The organism is Pseudomonas trutticola BRTCR10 (genome assembly GCF_056155105.1).
Genome location: NZ_CM149552.1, coordinates 6017175 through 6034978 on the forward strand (window position 1 = coordinate 6017175; position 17804 = coordinate 6034978).

The 17804-nt window shown below is 60.6% G+C and carries 15 protein-coding genes; 6 read left to right on the forward strand and 9 right to left on the reverse strand.

Going from position 1 to position 17804, the window contains the following annotated elements; genetic code table 11:
- The first annotated feature begins 62 nt into the window (after window positions 1-62).
- A complete protein-coding gene (locus tag ACVVH8_RS27380) occupies window positions 63-698 on the forward strand; it encodes a sigma-70 family RNA polymerase sigma factor (RefSeq protein WP_475227299.1) in 636 nt (211 codons plus the stop codon).
- Window positions 695-1369: an anti-sigma factor gene (locus ACVVH8_RS27385; RefSeq protein ID WP_475227302.1), complete on the forward strand. Its 675-nt coding sequence runs from the start codon at window positions 695-697 to the stop codon at window positions 1367-1369. The genes ACVVH8_RS27380 and ACVVH8_RS27385 overlap by 4 nt, the downstream gene beginning before the upstream one ends.
- Window positions 1370-1664: 295 nt before the next feature.
- On the opposite strand, the gene fdhA is transcribed toward ACVVH8_RS27385, so the two are convergent.
- The 8 genes from fdhA to ACVVH8_RS27425 all read right to left on the reverse strand — a co-directional run bounded on the left by fdhA (window position 1665) and on the right by ACVVH8_RS27425 (window position 11789).
- Window positions 1665-2864, reverse strand: a complete 1200-nt coding sequence (gene fdhA / locus ACVVH8_RS27390; protein WP_042561444.1) for a formaldehyde dehydrogenase, glutathione-independent — start codon at window positions 2862-2864, stop codon at window positions 1665-1667.
- 200 nt (window positions 2865-3064) lie between these two features.
- The gene (purU, locus tag ACVVH8_RS27395; protein ID WP_008086918.1) at window positions 3065-3922 is read right to left on the reverse strand and encodes a formyltetrahydrofolate deformylase; all 858 of its coding nucleotides are present in this window, start codon (window positions 3920-3922) and stop codon (window positions 3065-3067) included.
- Between the two features lie 223 nt (window positions 3923-4145).
- Window positions 4146-4778 carry a sarcosine oxidase subunit gamma gene (locus ACVVH8_RS27400; RefSeq protein WP_103304466.1) on the reverse strand — a complete coding sequence of 211 codons (633 nt, stop codon included), beginning with the start codon at window positions 4776-4778 and terminating at the stop codon, window positions 4146-4148.
- A 132-nt stretch (window positions 4779-4910) separates the two neighbouring features.
- Entirely contained in the window at window positions 4911-7928 is a 3018-nt protein-coding gene (locus ACVVH8_RS27405; protein WP_475227305.1) for a sarcosine oxidase subunit alpha, read from the reverse strand.
- Window positions 7925-8254, reverse strand: a complete 330-nt coding sequence (locus ACVVH8_RS27410) for a sarcosine oxidase subunit delta (protein WP_103304468.1) — start codon at window positions 8252-8254, stop codon at window positions 7925-7927. The genes ACVVH8_RS27405 and ACVVH8_RS27410 overlap by 4 nt, the downstream gene beginning before the upstream one ends.
- A gap of 14 nt (window positions 8255-8268) precedes the next feature.
- Entirely contained in the window at window positions 8269-9519 is a 1251-nt protein-coding gene (locus tag ACVVH8_RS27415; RefSeq protein WP_003206307.1) for a sarcosine oxidase subunit beta, read from the reverse strand.
- A gap of 20 nt (window positions 9520-9539) precedes the next feature.
- Window positions 9540-10793 (reverse strand): serine hydroxymethyltransferase, encoded by a 1254-nt coding sequence (glyA, locus tag ACVVH8_RS27420; RefSeq protein ID WP_475227307.1) that lies wholly within the window; start codon window positions 10791-10793, stop codon window positions 9540-9542.
- A 285-nt stretch (window positions 10794-11078) separates the two neighbouring features.
- Window positions 11079-11789, reverse strand: coding sequence for a TraX family protein (locus ACVVH8_RS27425; RefSeq protein WP_213026785.1), 711 nt, complete (start codon window positions 11787-11789; stop codon window positions 11079-11081).
- 127 nt (window positions 11790-11916) lie between these two features.
- Between ACVVH8_RS27425 and ACVVH8_RS27430 the strand changes: the two genes are divergently transcribed.
- The 3 genes from ACVVH8_RS27430 to ACVVH8_RS27440 all read left to right on the forward strand — a co-directional run bounded on the left by ACVVH8_RS27430 (window position 11917) and on the right by ACVVH8_RS27440 (window position 14875).
- On the forward strand, window positions 11917-12957 hold the full coding sequence (locus ACVVH8_RS27430) for a threonine aldolase family protein (protein ID WP_103304471.1): 1041 nt from the start codon (window positions 11917-11919) through the stop codon (window positions 12955-12957).
- A gap of 315 nt (window positions 12958-13272) precedes the next feature.
- Complete coding sequence (locus tag ACVVH8_RS27435; protein ID WP_475227311.1) at window positions 13273-13806, forward strand: REP-associated tyrosine transposase; 534 nt, start codon at window positions 13273-13275, stop codon at window positions 13804-13806.
- A 244-nt stretch (window positions 13807-14050) separates the two neighbouring features.
- Entirely contained in the window at window positions 14051-14875 is an 825-nt protein-coding gene (locus ACVVH8_RS27440; RefSeq protein WP_475227315.1) for an SDR family oxidoreductase, read from the forward strand.
- Window positions 14876-15071: 196 nt separating this feature from the next.
- On the opposite strand, the gene gbcB is transcribed toward ACVVH8_RS27440, so the two are convergent.
- Window positions 15072-16172, reverse strand: coding sequence for a glycine-betaine demethylase subunit GbcB (gene gbcB, locus ACVVH8_RS27445; protein WP_103304474.1), 1101 nt, complete (start codon window positions 16170-16172; stop codon window positions 15072-15074).
- A 296-nt stretch (window positions 16173-16468) separates the two neighbouring features.
- On the opposite strand from gbcB, the gene gbcA reads away from it, so the two are divergent.
- Window positions 16469-17764 (forward strand): glycine-betaine demethylase subunit GbcA, encoded by a 1296-nt coding sequence (gbcA, locus tag ACVVH8_RS27450; protein WP_103304476.1) that lies wholly within the window; start codon window positions 16469-16471, stop codon window positions 17762-17764.
- Window positions 17765-17804: the final 40 nt, after the last annotated feature.

Below are 17804 nucleotides of genomic sequence, written 5' to 3' on the forward strand. Positions count from 1 at the left end.
ACCTGCGCATCCATTTTCAGCATAGCCACGTATATAAATCGTGAAACCCCGGAATGGCCGCGATGAATGGCACAAGCGCTATCGCTGAACTAGCCTGTGAGCAAACCGAGATCAGTCCTCGTCGCCTGCCTTTTGCCTGGAGAGACGTCATTTCCATCGCCGACACCGATCAGTTGCGACAGCTGTTGGCCCAGTGTTCACTGGGTGATCGTCGCGCCTTCGAAACGCTGTACCGCAGCGTCGGCCCGCGCCTGCACGGTGTGGCCCTGCGCTTTATGGGGCGTGCGGATCTGGCCGAAGAGGTCTTGCAGGAAAGCTTCGTGCGCATCTGGAACAACGCCTCGCGCTACGAAGCGCATCTGTCAGCACCGCTAACCTGGATGATCAACATCACTCGCAATCAGGCGATCGATCAGTTACGCAAACACCGCGACCGGCCGCTGAGCGATCTTGAGCAGGACGGGTTGGCGGATGAGAGCCCTTCGGCGCATGAGCAATTGAGCAGCGCCCGCGAGGCTCACGCCCTGAACCGCTGCCTGGAAAGCCTCGACAGCATGCAGCGCCAGTCGATCAGCGTGGCGTATTTTCACGAGTTGTCCTGCACCGAACTGGCCGAGCATCTGGCCACGCCGCTGGGCACAGTCAAATCGTGGATCCGCCGGGGCATGGAGCGACTGCGTCGGTGCCTTGAATCATGAACTACCAGACTCCTGCCCTGCGCCGTGCCCTCGCCGCCGACTACGCCATCGGCTTGATGTCCACGGCTGCGCGTCGACGCTTTGAGCAATTGTTGCTGGATGACGCTGCGTTGCGGGCGGAAGTGGCGCAATGGCAGGACACGCTGGCGAGCCTCACCGAATCCCTGCCTGAACAACCGGTGCCCGACCGCGTGTGGCACGGCATTACCGCGCGCATCGAGCCGCAAGTGCTGCATGTGCCGCAAAAACGTCCGTTCTGGAATTGGCTGAGACTCACGGCAGCCGCCGCCTCAATCGTTGTGCTGGTTTTCCTCGGTTCGCTGTACGACCGTGACGACGCCCGCTACCGCGCCACCCTGCTGAGCGCCAATGCGCAACCGGCGCTGAAGGTCGAGGCGCATGCAGATTATCTGCAGGTCGAGCCGCTGATATTGGCGGCGGTTGATGCCGATCGCAGCCTGGAACTGTGGGCGATTCCGGCGGATGGCAAGCCGATTTCGCTGGGGGTGATTCCAGCGGGGGGTAAAGGCAAGGTTGAGTTGAGTGAGGCGCAGAAAGTCTTGATTGGCAAACCGATTGCATTGGCAGTGAGTCTGGAGCAGAAGGGTGGTTCGCCGACTGGGCAGCCGACTGGTCCGGTGCTGTATCAAGGGGCGTTGGCGGCCTTGTAAAGCCCCTCACCCTAACCCTCCCGAAACGTCGGACCGCCCGGAGGGAGAGGGGACTGACTGTGGGATATTTACGCAATACGCCGACCTGTAAGTGCCGTGCCGAATCCATAATCGACTCGATCTTTCAGGTCGACGTATGACACCAGACACCTCGGTCGGCCCCCTCTCCCTCCGGGCGGTCCGACGTTTCGGGAGGGCTGGGCGGGCGGCGTTCCGATGAGGGTAGCTTTTGACCTTGGCTCTCAACAAAAAAACGGCGACCCTGAGGTCGCCGTTTTTTTTATTGCGATAAGCCCTACGCCGCACTGAACAACTTATGCGGATCAATCACAAACTTCTTCGGCACGCCTGCATCGAACTCGCCGTAACCTTCCGGCGCCTGATCGAGGCTGATCACCTGCACACCCACCACTTCAGCAATGTTGATGCGATCCCACATGATCGCCTGCATCAGTTGGCGGTTGTACTTCATCACCGGGGTTTGCCCGGTGTGGAAGCTGTGGGATTTGGCCCAGCCCAGGCCGAAGCGGATGCTCAGGCTGCCCATTTTCGCGGCAGCGTCGACGGCACCCGGATCTTCGGTGACGTACAGGCCCGGAATACCGATCTTGCCCGCCACGCGCACCACGCCCATCAGCGAGTTGAGCACGGTGGCCGGGGCTTCGGACTTCACTCCGTCATGGCCGTGGCCACGGGCTTCGAAACCTACGCAATCCACCGCACAATCGACTTCCGGTTCGCCCAGCAGTGCGGCGATCTGTTCGTGCAGCGGCGTGTCCTTGGACAGGTCGACGATTTCGAAGCCCTGCGCCTTGGCGTGGGCCAGACGGATGGTGTTGACGTCACCGACGATCACTACCGCAGCGCCGAGCAGGCGTGCGGAGGCGGCAGCCGCCAAGCCAACGGGACCCGCGCCGGCAATGTAGACAGTGCTGCCCGGGCCAACACCGGCAGTGACCGCGCCGTGATAACCGGTCGGAAGAATGTCGGAGAGGCAGGTCAAGTCGCGGATTTTCTCCATGGCCTTGTCGCGGTCCGGCAGCTTCAGCAGGTTGAAGTCGGCGTACGGCACCAGCACGTATTCGGCCTGGCCGCCGGTCCAGTCGCCCATGTCGACGTAACCATAAGCACCACCGGCACGGGCCGGGTTGACGGTCAGGCAGACGCCGGTGTGTTGCTCTTTGCAGGAGCGGCAGCGCCCGCACGCGACGTTGAACGGTACGGAAACCAGGTCGCCGATTTTCAGGTTTTCGACGTCGGAGCCTTTTTCGATCACCTCGCCGGTGATTTCGTGGCCCAGCACCAGACCGGTCTGAGCGGTGGTGCGGCCGCGCACCATGTGTTGGTCGGAGCCGCAGATGTTGGTGGAAACCACTTTGAGAATGACCCCGTGCTCGATCTTGCGACCGCGCGGGTCCTGCATTTTCGGATAGTCGATTTTCTGTACTTCGACCTTGCCAGCGCCGAGATACACCACACCACGATTGCCAGACATGCTTTCACCTCGCTGTTGTTTTTATGGAACCGCGTTGCCCAGGCAGGCAGCGCGTTGAGTGCTCGGGTATAGATGCTGATTGTTGTGTTGCCTGTTATGGCCTCATCGCTGGCAAGCCAGCTCCCACAGGATTCGGGTTGGATTCAGATTTTGTATACGACACAAATCCCTGTGGGAGCTGGCTTGCCAGCGAAAGCGATCTAGAGAACGACCGTGCGATTGGCGTTGAGAAACACCCTGCGCTCAATGTGATAACCGACGGCACGAGCCAGGGTCAGACCCTCGATATCCCGCCCTTTGGCAATCAAATCTTCCGGGTAATGACTGTGATCCACCGCCTCGACGCCTTGAGCAATGATCGGCCCTTCATCGAGGTCGTTATTGATGTAATGCGCCGTCGCCCCCACCAGTTTCACGCCCTTGTTGTAGGCCTGGTGATACGGCTTGGCGCCCTTGAAGCCCGGCAGCAGCGAGTGATGAATGTTGATCGCCTTGCCATCGAGCTTGCGGCACAACTCCGGCGACAGCACTTGCATATAGCGGGCAAGAATCACCAGTTCGGCGCCGGACTCTTCAATCACCTGCCAGACCTGACGCTCCTGCGAAGGCTTGTCGTTGGGATCGAGGGGGAAATGGTAGTAGGGAATCTGGTGCCAGTCGGCCAGCGGCTTGAGGTCGGGATGGTTGGAGACCACCGCCGCCACATCCATCGACAACTGGCCGATGCGCTGGCGGTAGAGCAAGTCGTTGAGGCAGTGATCGGCCTTGGAAACCATGATCACCACTTTTGGCCGATAGTTCGGCGCGGTCAGCTCGAAGATCATGCCGAATGCCTGACCCCGCTCGGCTAGACCGGCGCGGAAGGATTGCTCGTCGAAACCGTCGGGCTGGCGGAATTCCACGCGAATGAAAAAACGCCCGGAGAGGCGGTCATCGAACGAGTGGTGCTCGGTGACGTAGCAACCCTGCTCGAACAGAAAACGCGTGACCGCGTCCACCGTGCCGAGGACGCTGGGGCAGTCGGCGGTCAGAATCCATGTGTCTGGGGCGCGGCTCATGGTGCGGTGACTCCTGTTTCAACATCTGTTAGCAGAGTGAACTCTGTGGCTATGCTGAACTGCTTTTGTGGCGAGGGGATTTATCCCCGATCGGCTGCGAAGCAGTCGTAAAACCTGTGTATTCGATCTACCTGATCAACACAGTGGCTGGTTTGGGGCGGCTTCGCCCCCCGTCGGGGATAAATCCCCTCACCACAGAAGCACGCACGACGGCAATTCAGTGTCAGGCCTGCACGCTCAACCCGTACTCAGCCGAAGCATCCTGCAACCACAACCACCAGTAATCCGAAAAGCTGCGACGAATCAGCAGTTCCCAGGTGTCTTCAGCCGTATGGCGGATCATCAGCTGCGACTTGGCGAACACCGTGCCGACCGCTTTACCCACCGGAAAATTGTTCGGGTGCACGTCATAACTGGTGGACTTCATCAGTACCTGACGCACGTTCGGCCCGCTCAGTTCGAGCACTTGCTGGCCGCCGCTGACGTTGACGATCGCGATGTGCAGATCGCCCAGCGCTTCGCGCAGTTTCTGTTCGGCGGCGAATTCTTCACCGCTCGGCACGATCAGCAGCCACTCGTCCGGGCCCATCCATTGCAGGCTGGTTTCGCCTTTGACGATGACGCTCAGAGCACCGGGCAACTCGATGCCAAGGGCTTTGTGCACGCCGGCGGCGAACGCCGCGTCGTGGCCATCACCACGAATGGTCAGATGGCCGAGGAGTTTTTTCTCACGCACGATCACGCCGGCGTTCTTGCGGCCCTTGCCGGCCAGGCTGGCGAGGTCGGCATGGTGCAGCGACGACTCGGCACGGGCACCGGTGGTCGGGCGTTGTTGGTACACGTTGGCTGTGGTCATAAAGCACCTGTTGTTTGATTTGATCGTTCCCACGCTCTGCGTGGGAATGCCGCCATGGACGCTCGGCGTCCGCTCTTGGGACGCGGAGCGTCCCGGGATGCATTCCCACGCGGAGCGTGGGAACGATCAGTGTCAGATGTTCTGGCGATCACCCTTCGGATCGAAGAACACCGAAGACACAATCTCCGCCTCGATCACGCTGCCATCGGCCAGCGGTGCAAACACCCGCTCGCCCATGCGCTTGAGACCGCCCTTGACCACACCCATGGCAAACGAATAACCGAGGGAGTTGTGTGCATAACTGGAGGTCACGTGGCCGACCATGGTCATCGGGATCGCCTGCTTGGTGTTGAACACCAGTTGCGCACCTTCCGGCAGCCATTTGGTCGGGTCGATCGGCTTGAGGCCCACCAGTTGTTTGCGCTGATCACGCACGCAGTCTTCCCGGTTCATGCCGCGCTGGCCGATCCACGAGAATGGTTTGGTACGACCCACGCACCAGCCCATGTTCAGGTCGTCCGGGGTCATCGAGCCGTCGGTGTCCTGGCCGACGATGATGAAACCCTTCTCGGCGCGCAGGACGTGCATGGTTTCAGTGCCGTACGGGGTCAGGTTGTATTGCTTGCCGGCCTCGACGATTTTCTCCAGCACGCCCATCGCATAGTCCGCCTGCACGTTGACTTCGTACGACAGTTCACCGGTGAACGAGATGCGGAACACCCGCGCCGGGACGCCGCCGACCAGACCTTCTTTCCAGGTCATGAACGGGAACGCTTCGTTGCTCAGATCGATGTCGGTCACGGCGCTGAGCAGCTTGCGGCTGTTCGGCCCGGACAGGGTCATGGTCGCCCAGTGGTCGGTCACGGAAGTGAAATACACCTTCATGTCCGGCCATTCGGTCTGGTGGTACAGCTCCAGCCATTGCAGCACGCGGGCCGCGCCGCCGGTGGTGGTGGTCATGACGAAATGGTTGTCTGCCAGGCACGCCGTCACACCGTCGTCGAAGACCATGCCGTCTTCTTTGCACATCAAACCGTAGCGGGCCTTGCCCACATCGAGTTTGGTCCAGGCGTTGGTGTATACGCGGTTGAGGAACTCGCGGGCATCCGGGCCTTGAATGTCGATCTTGCCGAGGGTCGAGGCATCGAGCAGACCGACGCTGTCGCGCACGGCTTTGCATTCGCGCTTCACGGCGGCGTGCAGGTCTTCGCCGTTTTTCGGGAAGTACCAAGGACGCTTCCACTGACCGACGTCTTCAAACTCGGCACCGTTCTTCACATGCCAGGCATGCAGCGCGGTGTAGCGGACCGGTTCGAAGATGTGTCCACAGTGACGACCGGCCACGGCGCCGAAGGTTACCGGCGTGTAGTTCGGGCGGAACATCGTGGTGCCCATCTGCGGGATGGTCACGTTCAGCGAACGGGCGGCGATGGCCAGACCGTTGACGTTGCCGAGCTTGCCCTGATCGGTGCCGAAGCCCAGCGCGGTGTAGCGTTTGACGTGCTCGACCGACTCGAAACCTTCGCGGGTGGCCAGTTCGATGGCGGCGGCGGTGACGTCGTTCTGCAGGTCGACGAATTGCTTCGGTGCCCGTGCCGTGCCCTTCTCGTGCGGCACCTGGAACAGCGCCAGCGTCGGTTCTTCGAGACGGCTCAGGGCTTTCGGCAAGGTGCCTTCGACCGCCGCGAAACCGGCTTCACTGGCAGCGCGCACGCCACCTTCAAAACCGTCCGCCAGCGAATCGCCGAGACCGTAGACGCCATTGATGCCACCGACGCACACGCGTTTCTGCGGGGCTTCGCCCGGTACGAAACCGAGAATGTCTTCGCGCCAGGTCGGCTTGCCACCGAGGTGCGACGCCAGGTGGACGACCGGGCTGTAACCGCCGGAACTGGCGATCACGTCGCAGTCGAGCCATTCGCCTGGGCTGGTCACGGCGTGTGCTTTGACATCAATCGCGGCGACGCGGGCAGCGGTGACGCGCTTGCTGCCACGGGCCTCGATCACGGCACTGCCGGTGAGAATGCGGATGCCTTTGGCGCGGGCTTCTTCCACCAGCGCACCACGCGGATTGCTGCGCGCATCGGCGATGGCGACCACTTGCAGACTGGCGTCGAGCCAGTCCAGCGCCACGCGGTAGGCGTGATCGTTGTTGGTCGACAGCACCAGTTTTTTACCCGGTGCCACGCCGTAACGGCGCACGTAAGTCGACACCGCACCGGCGAGCATGTTGCCCGGCACGTCGTTGTTGCCGTAGACCAGCGGACGCTCGCAAGCGCCGGTCGCCAGCACCACACGCTTGGCGCGAACGCGGTGAATGCGCTGACGTACCTGACCGATCGGTGCGCGGTCGCCGAGGTGATCGGTGAGGCGTTCGTGGATGGTCAGGAAGTTGTGGTCGTGGTAACCGTTGACCGTGGCGCGCGGCAAAAGCAGCACGTCCGGAGTGTCCTTCAATTCGGCGATGACGCTGGCGACCCACTCCATCGCCGGTTTGCCGTCGAGGCTTTCGCGGGAGTCGAGTAGGCTGCCGCCGAACTCTTCCTGCTCATCGGCCAGAATGACGCGAGCACCGCTGCGCGCAGCGGCCAGTGCAGCCGCCAGACCGGCAGGGCCGGCGCCGACGATCAGCACGTCGCAGTGCTGGTTCATGTAGTCGTAAGTGTCCGGATCGACTTCGGTCGGCGAACGGCCCAAACCGGCAGCCTTACGAATGTACTTCTCGTAAGTCATCCAGAACGATTGCGGGTACATGAAGGTTTTGTAGTAGAAACCCGGCGGCATCAGCTTGCCGCCGACCTTGCCGAGAATCCCCATCATGTCGTTGTTGACGTTCGGCCAACCGTTGGTGCTGGTCGCGACCAAACCTTGATACAGCGCCTGTTGCGTGGCGCGCACGTTAGGGATCTGCGTGGCTTCGGTAGCGCCGATCTGCAGCACCGCGTTCGGCTCTTCGGCGCCAGCCGCGAAGATGCCGCGTGGACGCGAATATTTGAAGCTGCGGCCGATGATGTCGACGCCGTTGGCGATCAGTGCAGCCGCCAGCGAGTCGCCCTCGAAGCCTTTGTAGGTCTGGCCGTTGAAGGTGAAGCTCAGCACTTTATTGCGGTCGATCCGTCCACCGTTGGACAGGCGATTGGTCTGGCTCATACCTTCTCTCCCAGCGCCGTCGGGGCTGTTTTCGCCGAATCAGCCTTGTCGGTGAATTGCGGCTTGGTGCCGATCTTGTAGGTTTCGAGAATCTCGTAGGTCACGGTGTCGCGGGTGACGTTGAAGTACTGACGGCAACCGGCAACGTGGTCCCACAACTCGTGGTGCAGGCCGCGCGGGTTGTCGCGGAAGAACATGTAGTCGCCCCACTCCTCGTCGGTGCAGCTGGCAGGGTCCAAAGGACGCGGGATGTGCGCCTGACCGGATGCGTGGAATTCCTCTTCGGAGCGCAACTCGCCGCAGTGAGGACAGAAGATATGCAACATGGGGATTTCTCCTGTTAGTGGGCAACCGCAGCAGCGCCGTGTTCATCGATCAACGCACCGTTGTGGAAACGGTCGATGGAGAAAGGTGCAGCCAATGGGTGCATTTCACCCTTGGCCAGACTCGCGGCAAACACGTTGCCCGAGCCAGGTGTTGCCTTGAAGCCGCCGGTGCCCCAACCGCAGTTGAAGAACATGTTCGGTACCGGAGTTTTCGAAATGATCGGGCAGGCGTCCGGCGTGGTGTCGACGATGCCGCCCCACTGACGGTTCATGCGTACCCGCGAAAGCACCGGGAACATCTCGACGATGGCCTGAATGGTGTGTTCGATCACCGGGTACGAACCGCGCTGGCCGTAGCCGTTGTAGCCGTCGATACCGGCGCCGATCACCAGGTCGCCCTTGTCGGACTGGCTGATGTAACCGTGCACGGCGTTGGACATGATCACGCTGTCGATAATCGGCTTGATCGGCTCGGACACCAGCGCTTGCAGCGGGTGGGATTCGATCGGCAGACGGAAACCGGCGAGTTTGGCCATGTGCCCGGAGTTACCGGCGGTGACTACGCCGACGCGTTTGGCGCCGATAAAGCCTTTATTGGTTTCAACACCGATGCACACGCCGTTTTCCTTGCGGAAACCGATCACTTCGGTCTGCTGGATCAAGTCCACGCCCAAGGCGTCGGCGGCACGGGCAAAGCCCCAGGCCACGGCATCGTGACGGGCGACGCCGCCGCGACGCTGGACGGTCGCGCCCATCACCGGGTAACGAGTGTTTTTCGAGCAGTCGAGGTACGGGATTTCGTCAGCAACTTGTTTGGCGTTGAGCAGTTCGCCGTCGACGCCGTTGAGGCGGTTGGCACTGACCCGACGCTCGGAATCGCGGATGTCCTGCAGGGTGTGGCACAGGTTGTAGACGCCACGCTGGGAGAACATCACGTTGTAGTTCAAGTCCTGCGACAGGCCTTCCCACAATTTCATCGCATGTTCGTAGAGGTGCGCCGACTCGTCCCACAGGTAGTTGGAGCGCACGATAGTGGTGTTGCGCGCGGTGTTACCGCCGCCCAGCCAGCCTTTCTCGACCACGGCGACGTTGGTGATGCCGTGCTCTTTCGCCAGGTAATAAGCCGTCGCCAGACCATGCCCGCCGCCGCCGACGATGACCACGTCGTAGACCTTTTTCGGGGTTGGCGTGCGCCACATGCGCTGCCAGTTTTCGTGGTGGCTGAGCGAGTGTTTGAAGAGGCCGAAGCCCGAATAGCGTTGCATAGTCGTTACTCCAAAACCGCTCAGCGATAAACCGGGAAGTCTGCGCACAGGGCCGAAACCTGCTGGGCAACATTGGCCTCGACATCGGCATCGCCGAGGTTGTCGAGGATGTCGCAGATCCAGCCAGCCAGCGTCTCGCACTGGGTCACTTTGAAACCGCGAGTGGTCACCGCCGGGGTGCCGATGCGCAGGCCGGACGTCACGAATGGCGACTGCGGGTCGTTCGGCACGGCGTTCTTGTTGACGGTGATGTGCGCACGGCCGAGGGCGGCGTCGGCATCTTTGCCGGTCAGGCCCTGACGGATCAGGCTGACCAGGAACAGGTGGTTGTCGGTGCCGCCGGACACTACATCGTAGCCACGTTTGATAAACACGCCGGCCATGGCCTGAGCGTTGTCGATCACTTGTTGCTGATAGGCCTTGAAGCTCGGCTCCGCCGCTTCCTTGAAGCACACGGCTTTACCGGCGATGACGTGCATCAGCGGGCCACCCTGAGCGCCGGGGAACACGGCAGCGTTGAGCTTCTTTTCGATCTCTTCGTTGGACTTGGCCAGGATCAAGCCGCCACGAGGACCGCGCAGGGTCTTGTGCGTGGTGGTGGTGACCACGTCGGCGTACGGCAGCGGATTCGGGTACAGACCGGCGGCGACCAGACCGGCGACGTGAGCCATGTCGACGAACAGCAGCGCACCGACCTTGTCAGCGATCTGACGGAAACGCGGGAAGTCCAGGGTCTTGGAGTAAGCGGAGAAACCGGCGACGATCATTTTCGGTTTGGATTCGACGGCGAGACGCTCGACTTCGTCGTAATCGATCAGCCCGGTGTCAGTGTTGATGCCGTACTGCACCGCGTTGTACAGCTTGCCCGAGGACGACACTTTGGCGCCGTGGGTCAGGTGACCACCGTGGGCCAGGCTCATGCCGAGAATGGTGTCGCCCGGCTGGATCAGCGCCAGGTACACGGCGCTGTTGGCCGAGGAACCGGAGTGCGGCTGAACGTTGGCATAATCGGCGCCGAACAGTTGCTTGGCACGTTCGATGGCCAGCGCTTCGACTTTATCGACGTGCTCGCAGCCACCGTAGTAGCGCTTGCCCGGATAGCCTTCGGCGTATTTGTTGGTCAGGCCGCTGCCTTGCGCTTGCATGACGCGCTTGCTGGTGTAGTTCTCCGACGCGATCAGCTCGATGTGATCTTCCTGACGTTGCTCCTCGGCATTCATCGCCGCCAGCAGTGCATCGTCGTAACCCTGGATCTGGTCTTGCTTGCTGAACATCGCGTCTCTCCCAGCGGCATCTGTGCGCCATTCGTCTCGGTAAGGCACTGGCAATCAAGGCAGTGCCCTTTGATGCCGATGGTATGACCGGCGCAGACAGCTCAAATGCCTACGGACGCCACGCAAAGGTGCGTTTACGACATGGCGGGAAATGGCCTCGCCAGACTCGACCTCGAAAACACTGGAGAACCCTGTGGGAGCTGGCTTGCCAGCGATGGCGTTGGCCCATCTGGCATTGATGGCGGCTGACCTGCCGCTATCGCTGGCAAGCCAGCTCCCACAGGGTTATGCGGCGACTTGGCGGATAAGTAGTAGCAGGAGGAAATGTGCGGGATAAAGGGCATACGCCCACCGGCGCATTGGGGGTGGCTGGAGATGTCGCACATGTCGCAACAGGAACATTCCGAGCAGTGGCGCAAACAGACAGGTGGCAATGCCAAAAATGGCAACGCTATTACCGAACCTCGCCGAGTCGTACAGCACCTGCCACTGATTGGCGGCCAGACATATCAATCCCGACAGCAAGCTGAAGTACCACGGACGACGAAACACCCACAGCATCGCCAGCGGTAGCAGAACGCCGAAGAAGCCGAACATCAGTCGCTCAGAAAACACAGCGGCCAGCACCAACGCAGCGACACCCAGCAACCGCGACATGATCGATGGATCCTGCCAGCCGCGCGCCACCAACAAGCCCAACGCTAATGTCGGCATGACGTTCAACGTATCCGGATCGGGAATGTACAAGCGGTAGGGAATTTCACTCACCGCGCTGAACAGCAACAGCCAGCCCAGATAACGCCATTCGGTTTTCCGCGCTCCGGCCCGGGCAAGATTCGCCGCCATCGCCAGACAGAACCAAGGAAACGCCAACCGCCCCGGCACGTAGAGCCAATCGGCGCTGATCCCGACATATCGCAGGTGATCGAGCAACATGCTCAGCAGCGCCAGCCACTTGAGCAGATCCAGGGCGCCGTCACGTTTTCTCAGGTGCATAATCGGCAAGCGTCCATGTAATGTTCTGCCAGCGACATCCCGTGTGCTCCCCGGAAGATCTTCGGTAAAGTGCGCACCATCATTGACCAACGAGGCGCCACAAGCGCCTCGATCACGGAAGCCGGCCATGACCGACAAGAGCCAACAATTCGCCAGCGACAACTATTCCGGTATCTGCCCTGAAGCCTGGGCTGCCATGGAACAGGCCAACCACGGCCACCAACGCGCTTATGGCGATGATGAATGGACCGCACGCGCGTCCGATCATTTCCGCCAACTGTTCGAAACCGACTGCGAAGTGTTCTTCGCCTTCAACGGCACCGCCGCCAACTCGCTGGCGCTGTCGTCGCTGTGCCAGAGTTACCACAGCGTGATCTGCTCGGAAACCGCCCACGTCGAAACCGATGAATGCGGCGCCCCGGAATTCTTCTCCAACGGTTCGAAACTGCTGATCGCCGGCACTGAAAACGGCAAGATCACCCCGCAGTCGATCCGCGAAGTCGCCCTCAAGCGCCAGGACATTCACTACCCGAAACCACGCGTGGTGACCCTGACCCAAGCCACCGAGGTCGGCAGTGTCTACACCCCGGAAGAAGTCCGCGCCATCAGCGCCACCTGCAAGGAACTGGGCCTGCACCTGCACATGGACGGCGCGCGGTTCTCCAACGCCTGCGCGTTCCTCGGCTGCTCGCCGGCCGACCTGACCTGGAAGGCTGGCGTCGACGTGCTGTGCTTCGGCGGCACCAAGAACGGCATGGCGGTGGGTGAAGCGATCCTGTTCTTCAACCACAAACTGGCCGAAGACTTCGACTACCGCTGCAAACAGGCCGGGCAACTGGCGTCGAAAATGCGCTTCCTCTCGGCGCCATGGGTCGGCATCCTGGAAAACGACGCCTGGCTGAAATACGCCCGCCACGCCAACCACTGCGCGCAATTGCTGGCCGAGCTGGTCAGCGACATTCCGGGCGTCGAACTGATGTTCCCGGTGCAGGCCAACGGCGTGTTTCTGCAACTGTCGGAACCGGCGATTGCCGCGCTGACCGCGAAGGACTGGCGCTTCTACACCTTCATCGGCAAGGGCGGCGCGCGCTTCATGTGCTCGTGGGACACCGAAGAAGAGCGCGTGCGTGAGCTGGCGCGCGACATCCGCGAAGTCATGTCTGCCTGATCTCACTCCACCTCACTGATCGTTCCCACGCTCTGCGTGGGAATGCCTCTCGGGACGCTCCGCGTTCCATTTCCCCCGCCAGCGTTACACCTTGGCATCGTGATGACGCGGAGCGTCAATGGCTGCATTCCCACGCGGAGCGTGGGAACGATCTTGGCTCGGGAATGACTTTTCCCACCGCAATACCAGACTTCCCCTCTATCGCGAATACCCTGTCCGTCCCACCCTGATCGTTGCCACGCTCCGCGTGGTAATGCATCCCGGGACGCTCCGCGTTCCATCTCCAATGCACCGCAAGATTCAAGGAAGAATCCCATGGGCCGCAGCCGCTACACCATTACCGAAACTGACAAACCCCATTTTCTGACCTGCACGGTCATGGAATGGTTACCCCTGTTCATCCGCCCTTACATCGTCGACCACCTGCTCAACTGCTGGCGTTATCAACAGACTCATCATGACTTGAGGCTGTACGGCTTCGTGATTATGGAAAACCATCTTCACTTTGTCGCCCAAGCACCCGACCTGAGCAAATGCCTCAGCCAGTTCAAATCATTCACCGCGCGACAGATTATTGATGACCTTCAAAGCAAGGGCGCCGAAAGAGCACTGAAGCGCCTTCGTTTCAACAAGCGGGCACACAAGCAAGATCGGGTGTATCAAATGTGGCAGGAAGGCTCTCATGCAGAAATGGTCTACAGCGAAGAAGTCATGCGCCAGAAACTCGATTACATCCATAACAACCCGGTAAAGCGTGGTTATGTAGAGTTGCCGGAGCACTGGCGGTATTCGAGCGCCCGAAATTATGCAGGACTAGAGGGATTGATCGAGATTCAACGCTGGTACTAAAGCAGCTGGCCATCCCCTTTCGGATCGTTCCCACGCTCCGCGTGGTAATGCCTCCCGGGACGCTCCGCGTTCCAGCCCCACCACTGATGCGACGCCGAGCACAGTCATGACGCGGAGCGTCAAAGGCTGCATTCCCACGCGGAGCGTGGGAACGATCAGGGCACCTATTTCAGTCGCGTCAGCTCCTTGGTCTACATTGTTTGTCGAGCCCTCCGCTCTCATAACAATAAGCAGGAGCATCGGCATGTCGTTACAAGGCAAAACCCTGTTCATCACCGGCGCCAGCCGTGGCATTGGCCGTGAGATTGCACTGCGGGCCGCGAAGGACGGGGCCAATATCGTCATTGCGGCGAAGAGCGCCGAACCCCACGCCAAATTGGCCGGCACTATTCACAGTGTGGCCAAAGAAGTCGAAGTGGCGGGCGGCAAGGCCTTGGCGCTGCAGGTGGATGTGCGTGATGAAGACGCCGTGCGACAGGCACTGGCCCAGGCCAACGAGCATTTCGGCGCGATCGATGCGCTGGTGAACAATGCCGGGGCGATCAAGTTGACTGGCGTGCAACACATCGAACTCAAGCGTTTCGACCTGATGCACCAGATCAACACCCGCGCGGTGCTGTTGTGCAGCCAGGCTGCCCTGCCCTATCTGAAGAAATCCGCCGGGCACATTCTCAACTTGTCGCCGCCGTTGAATCTGGCGAGTAAATGGTTCGCCCAGTTCAGCCCTTACACGGTGACCAAATACGGCATGAGCATGCTGACGTTGGGCATGAGCGAGGAATTTGCCAGTTACGGGATCAGCGTCAATTCGCTGTGGCCGCAGACGATGATTGCGACGGCAGCGATCGAGTTTCAGCTGGGCAATCGCGAGTCCTTCAAGCACGCGCGTACGCCGGCAATCATGGCTGATGCGGCGCATGTGATTTTGAGTAGTCGCGGGCGGCAGATCAGCGGGCGGTTGTTGATTGATGAGGAGATTTTGCGGGAGAGCGGCGTTAGCGAGTTTGAGCATTACCGGTTCGAACCGGGGAGTGATGCGGCGTTGATGACGGATTTGTTTGTTGACTGAAAAGCCCCTCTCCCGGAGGGAGAGGGGACTGATTGAGGGATGCTCCAGGAATACGCCGACCTGAATCTGCTTTACCGAATCCATAGTCGATAAGGTCGTACAGGTCGATGTCGAAAGCCAGACAACTCGGTCGGCTCCCTCTCCCTCGGGAGAGGGCTGGGGTGAGGGGCAAGTCGAACGCAAAAATTCGCCCCACTCAGAATTCGATGCGCACGTCGCCTTTAGGCACACTGCAGCAGGAAAGAATAAATCCTTCCGCCTCGTCGTCCTCGGTAATCCCGCCGTTGTGCTCCATCTCCACCTCGCCCCCCAGTTTGAGCACCTTGCACGTCCCGCAAATCCCCATCCCGCAAGCCTTCGGAATCATCAGCCCAAGCTTGGCCGCCGCCGCATGCACCGTTTCACCCGGCGCCACACGAATACTCTTGCCGGACGCGGTGAATTCCACCTGATGCAGATCCGCCGCATCGATTTCCGGCGCATCGGCGGCCTGTTCGGCTTGCTCCACCGCATCGGCACGCGCCTCGGGCGGCGTCGCGCCGAAGGACTCCTCGTGATAACGCGCCATGTCGTAACCGGCGTTTTCCAGCAAACGCTTCACCGCCGTCATATACGGCGTCGGGCCGCAGCAGAACACTTCGCGCTCTAGGAAATCGGGAACCATCAGTTCGAGCATCTTGTGATTCAGATAGCCGCGGTACCCGGCCCACGGCTCGCCCAGACCATGCTTTTCACAGATCAAATGCAGGCTGAAGTTATCGATCCGCGACGCCATGTGTTCCAGCTCGCGGTGGTAAATGATGTCCTTTGGCGAGCGCGCGCTGTGGATAAAGGTCATGTCGACGTTGGCGTTGGTGTCGTAGAACCACCGCGCCATCGACATGCACGGGGTGATCCCCACGCCGCCGCTGAGGTAGAGGACTTTCGGGCTCGGGAAGTCGATGGCATTGAACAGCCCGACCGGCCCGTGCACCGCCAGTTCCTGCCCTTCATGCAACGTGTCGTGCAACCAGTTGGAAACCTTACCGCCCGGCACACGCTTGATCGTCACCGAAAAGCTGTACGGCACCGACGGCGAACTGGAAATGGTGTACGAGCGCATGATCGGCTGGCCTTCGATTTCCAGCTCCAGGGTGACGAACTGGCCGGGCTTGAAGAAGAACAGGATCGGCTGGTCAGCCATAAAGCAGAAGGTGCGCACGTCCCAGGTTTCCTGGATGACTTTGACGCAACGGACGATGTGTCGGCCATTGGCCCAGGTCTGGGTGGTGACCGGATTCAGGAAGCTGTTGGACATGCTGTTCTCCACGGCCGACTGTCGGCCTCATGTCGGCGATTCTGCGTATAGCGCGAACCGCCCGTTTACCTATCCGCGACATTGACATACTTATCGCGACCAGCCCCCAACCACCGGGGGTTGCGCGTCGGGAACAGATTGCACCATGTCGCCCATGGATAAGGTTCCGCCCAGCGCCGGCCCCACACTCGCCTCAACACCCAAACAGATTCTTTACACCTTGCGTAGCAACTGTTTACAGCACACCTGATTAGCCACTTTCGCCGGCCACGCAGATGGCCATGAGGATCACATCGATGGACGTCACCGCAAAAATCAGCCTGGGCGATCCGCTGGAACCCGCACGCAAGGCCACCGCACAAATGCTCCAGGAACGCGAGCGCACCTTTTCGCTGCCACAACCGTTCTACAGCGACGAGCGGCTGTTCGATATCGACATGCAGGAGATCTTCCAGAAGGAATGGTTGATCGCCGGCATGACCTGCGAAATCCCGGCCAAGGGCAACTACCTGACCCTGCAGATCGGCAAGAACCCGATCATCGTCATCCGTGGCGCCGAAGGCGTGGTGCATGCGTTCCACAACGTCTGCCGCCACCGTGGCTCGCGTCTGTGCACCAGTGAAAAAGGCAAAGTCGCCAAACTGGTCTGCCATTACCACCAATGGACCTACGAGCTGGACGGTCGTCTGCTGTTCGCCGGCACCGAAATGGGCGCCGACTTCGACATGAAGCAGTACGGCCTGAAACCGGTGAACGTGAAAACGGCCGGCGGCTACATCTTCATCAGCCTGGCCGAGAATCCGCCGGCCATTGATGACTTCCTGTCGACGCTCAACCACTACATGGAACCGTACGACATGGAGAACACCAAGGTGGCAATCACCACCACCTTGATGGAGAAGGCCAACTGGAAACTGGTGCTGGAAAACAACCGCGAGTGCTACCACTGCAACGCCTCGCACCCGGAACTGCTGAAAACCCTGCTGGAATGGGACGACGTCACCGACCCGCGCGCCGATCAGGCGTTCAAGGATCACGTTGCTGCGTCCGCCGCAGCCTGGGAAGCCGAGAAGATTCCTTACGCCCACGCCAGCTTCGGCCTGCGTAACCGCATCGTGCGCATGCCGCTGCTCAAGGGCACCGTGTCGATGACTCTGGATGGCAAGCAGGGCTGCGCGAAACTGATGGGCCGGATCAAGAATCCGGACCTCGGTTCGATGCGCATCCTGCACCTGCCGCACTCGTGGAACCACTGCATGGGCGACCACATCATCGTCTTCACCGTGTGGCCGATCAGTGCGCAGGAAACCATGGTCACCACCAAATGGCTGGTGCACAAGGATGCGGTTGAAGGCGTCGATTACGACGTCGAGCGCATGCGCCAGGTGTGGGACGCGACCAATGATCAGGATCGTCGTCTGGCCGAAGAGAACCAGCGCGGGATCAACTCCACGGCCTACCAGCCTGGGCCGTACTCCAAGACCTATGAGTTTGGTGTGGTCAACTTTGTCGACTGGTACAGCGAGCGGCTGCTGAACAACCTCGGTGCCGAGCCTGCGCCATACCTAAAAGGCGTCCCGGTCCAGGGCTGATTCCCTCCTGCCTGATCGTTCCCACGCTCTGCGTGGGAAT

Excerpts from the sequence above, each read along its gene's own strand:
- ACVVH8_RS27430 (WP_103304471.1), top strand. The coding sequence starts at position 11,917 with ATGACCGACAAGAGCCAACAATTCGCCAGCGACAACTATTCCGGTATC.
- ACVVH8_RS27425 (WP_213026785.1), bottom strand. The coding sequence starts at position 11,789 with ATGCACCTGAGAAAACGTGACGGCGCCCTGGATCTGCTCAAGTGGCTG.
- ACVVH8_RS27435 (WP_475227311.1), top strand. The coding sequence starts at position 13,273 with ATGGGCCGCAGCCGCTACACCATTACCGAAACTGACAAACCCCATTTT.
- ACVVH8_RS27410 (WP_103304468.1), bottom strand. The coding sequence starts at position 8,254 with ATGTTGCATATCTTCTGTCCTCACTGCGGCGAGTTGCGCTCCGAAGAG.
- gbcA (WP_103304476.1), top strand. The coding sequence starts at position 16,469 with ATGGACGTCACCGCAAAAATCAGCCTGGGCGATCCGCTGGAACCCGCA.
- fdhA (WP_042561444.1), bottom strand. The coding sequence starts at position 2,864 with ATGTCTGGCAATCGTGGTGTGGTGTATCTCGGCGCTGGCAAGGTCGAA.
- gbcB (WP_103304474.1), bottom strand. The coding sequence starts at position 16,172 with ATGTCCAACAGCTTCCTGAATCCGGTCACCACCCAGACCTGGGCCAAT.
- ACVVH8_RS27400 (WP_103304466.1), bottom strand. The coding sequence starts at position 4,778 with ATGACCACAGCCAACGTGTACCAACAACGCCCGACCACCGGTGCCCGT.
- ACVVH8_RS27405 (WP_475227305.1), bottom strand. The coding sequence starts at position 7,928 with ATGAGCCAGACCAATCGCCTGTCCAACGGTGGACGGATCGACCGCAAT.
- ACVVH8_RS27380 (WP_475227299.1), top strand. The coding sequence starts at position 63 with ATGAATGGCACAAGCGCTATCGCTGAACTAGCCTGTGAGCAAACCGAG.
- ACVVH8_RS27415 (WP_003206307.1), bottom strand. The coding sequence starts at position 9,519 with ATGCAACGCTATTCGGGCTTCGGCCTCTTCAAACACTCGCTCAGCCAC.
- ACVVH8_RS27385 (WP_475227302.1), top strand. The coding sequence starts at position 695 with ATGAACTACCAGACTCCTGCCCTGCGCCGTGCCCTCGCCGCCGACTAC.
- glyA (WP_475227307.1), bottom strand. The coding sequence starts at position 10,793 with ATGTTCAGCAAGCAAGACCAGATCCAGGGTTACGACGATGCACTGCTG.
- purU (WP_008086918.1), bottom strand. The coding sequence starts at position 3,922 with ATGAGCCGCGCCCCAGACACATGGATTCTGACCGCCGACTGCCCCAGC.
- ACVVH8_RS27440 (WP_475227315.1), top strand. The coding sequence starts at position 14,051 with ATGTCGTTACAAGGCAAAACCCTGTTCATCACCGGCGCCAGCCGTGGC.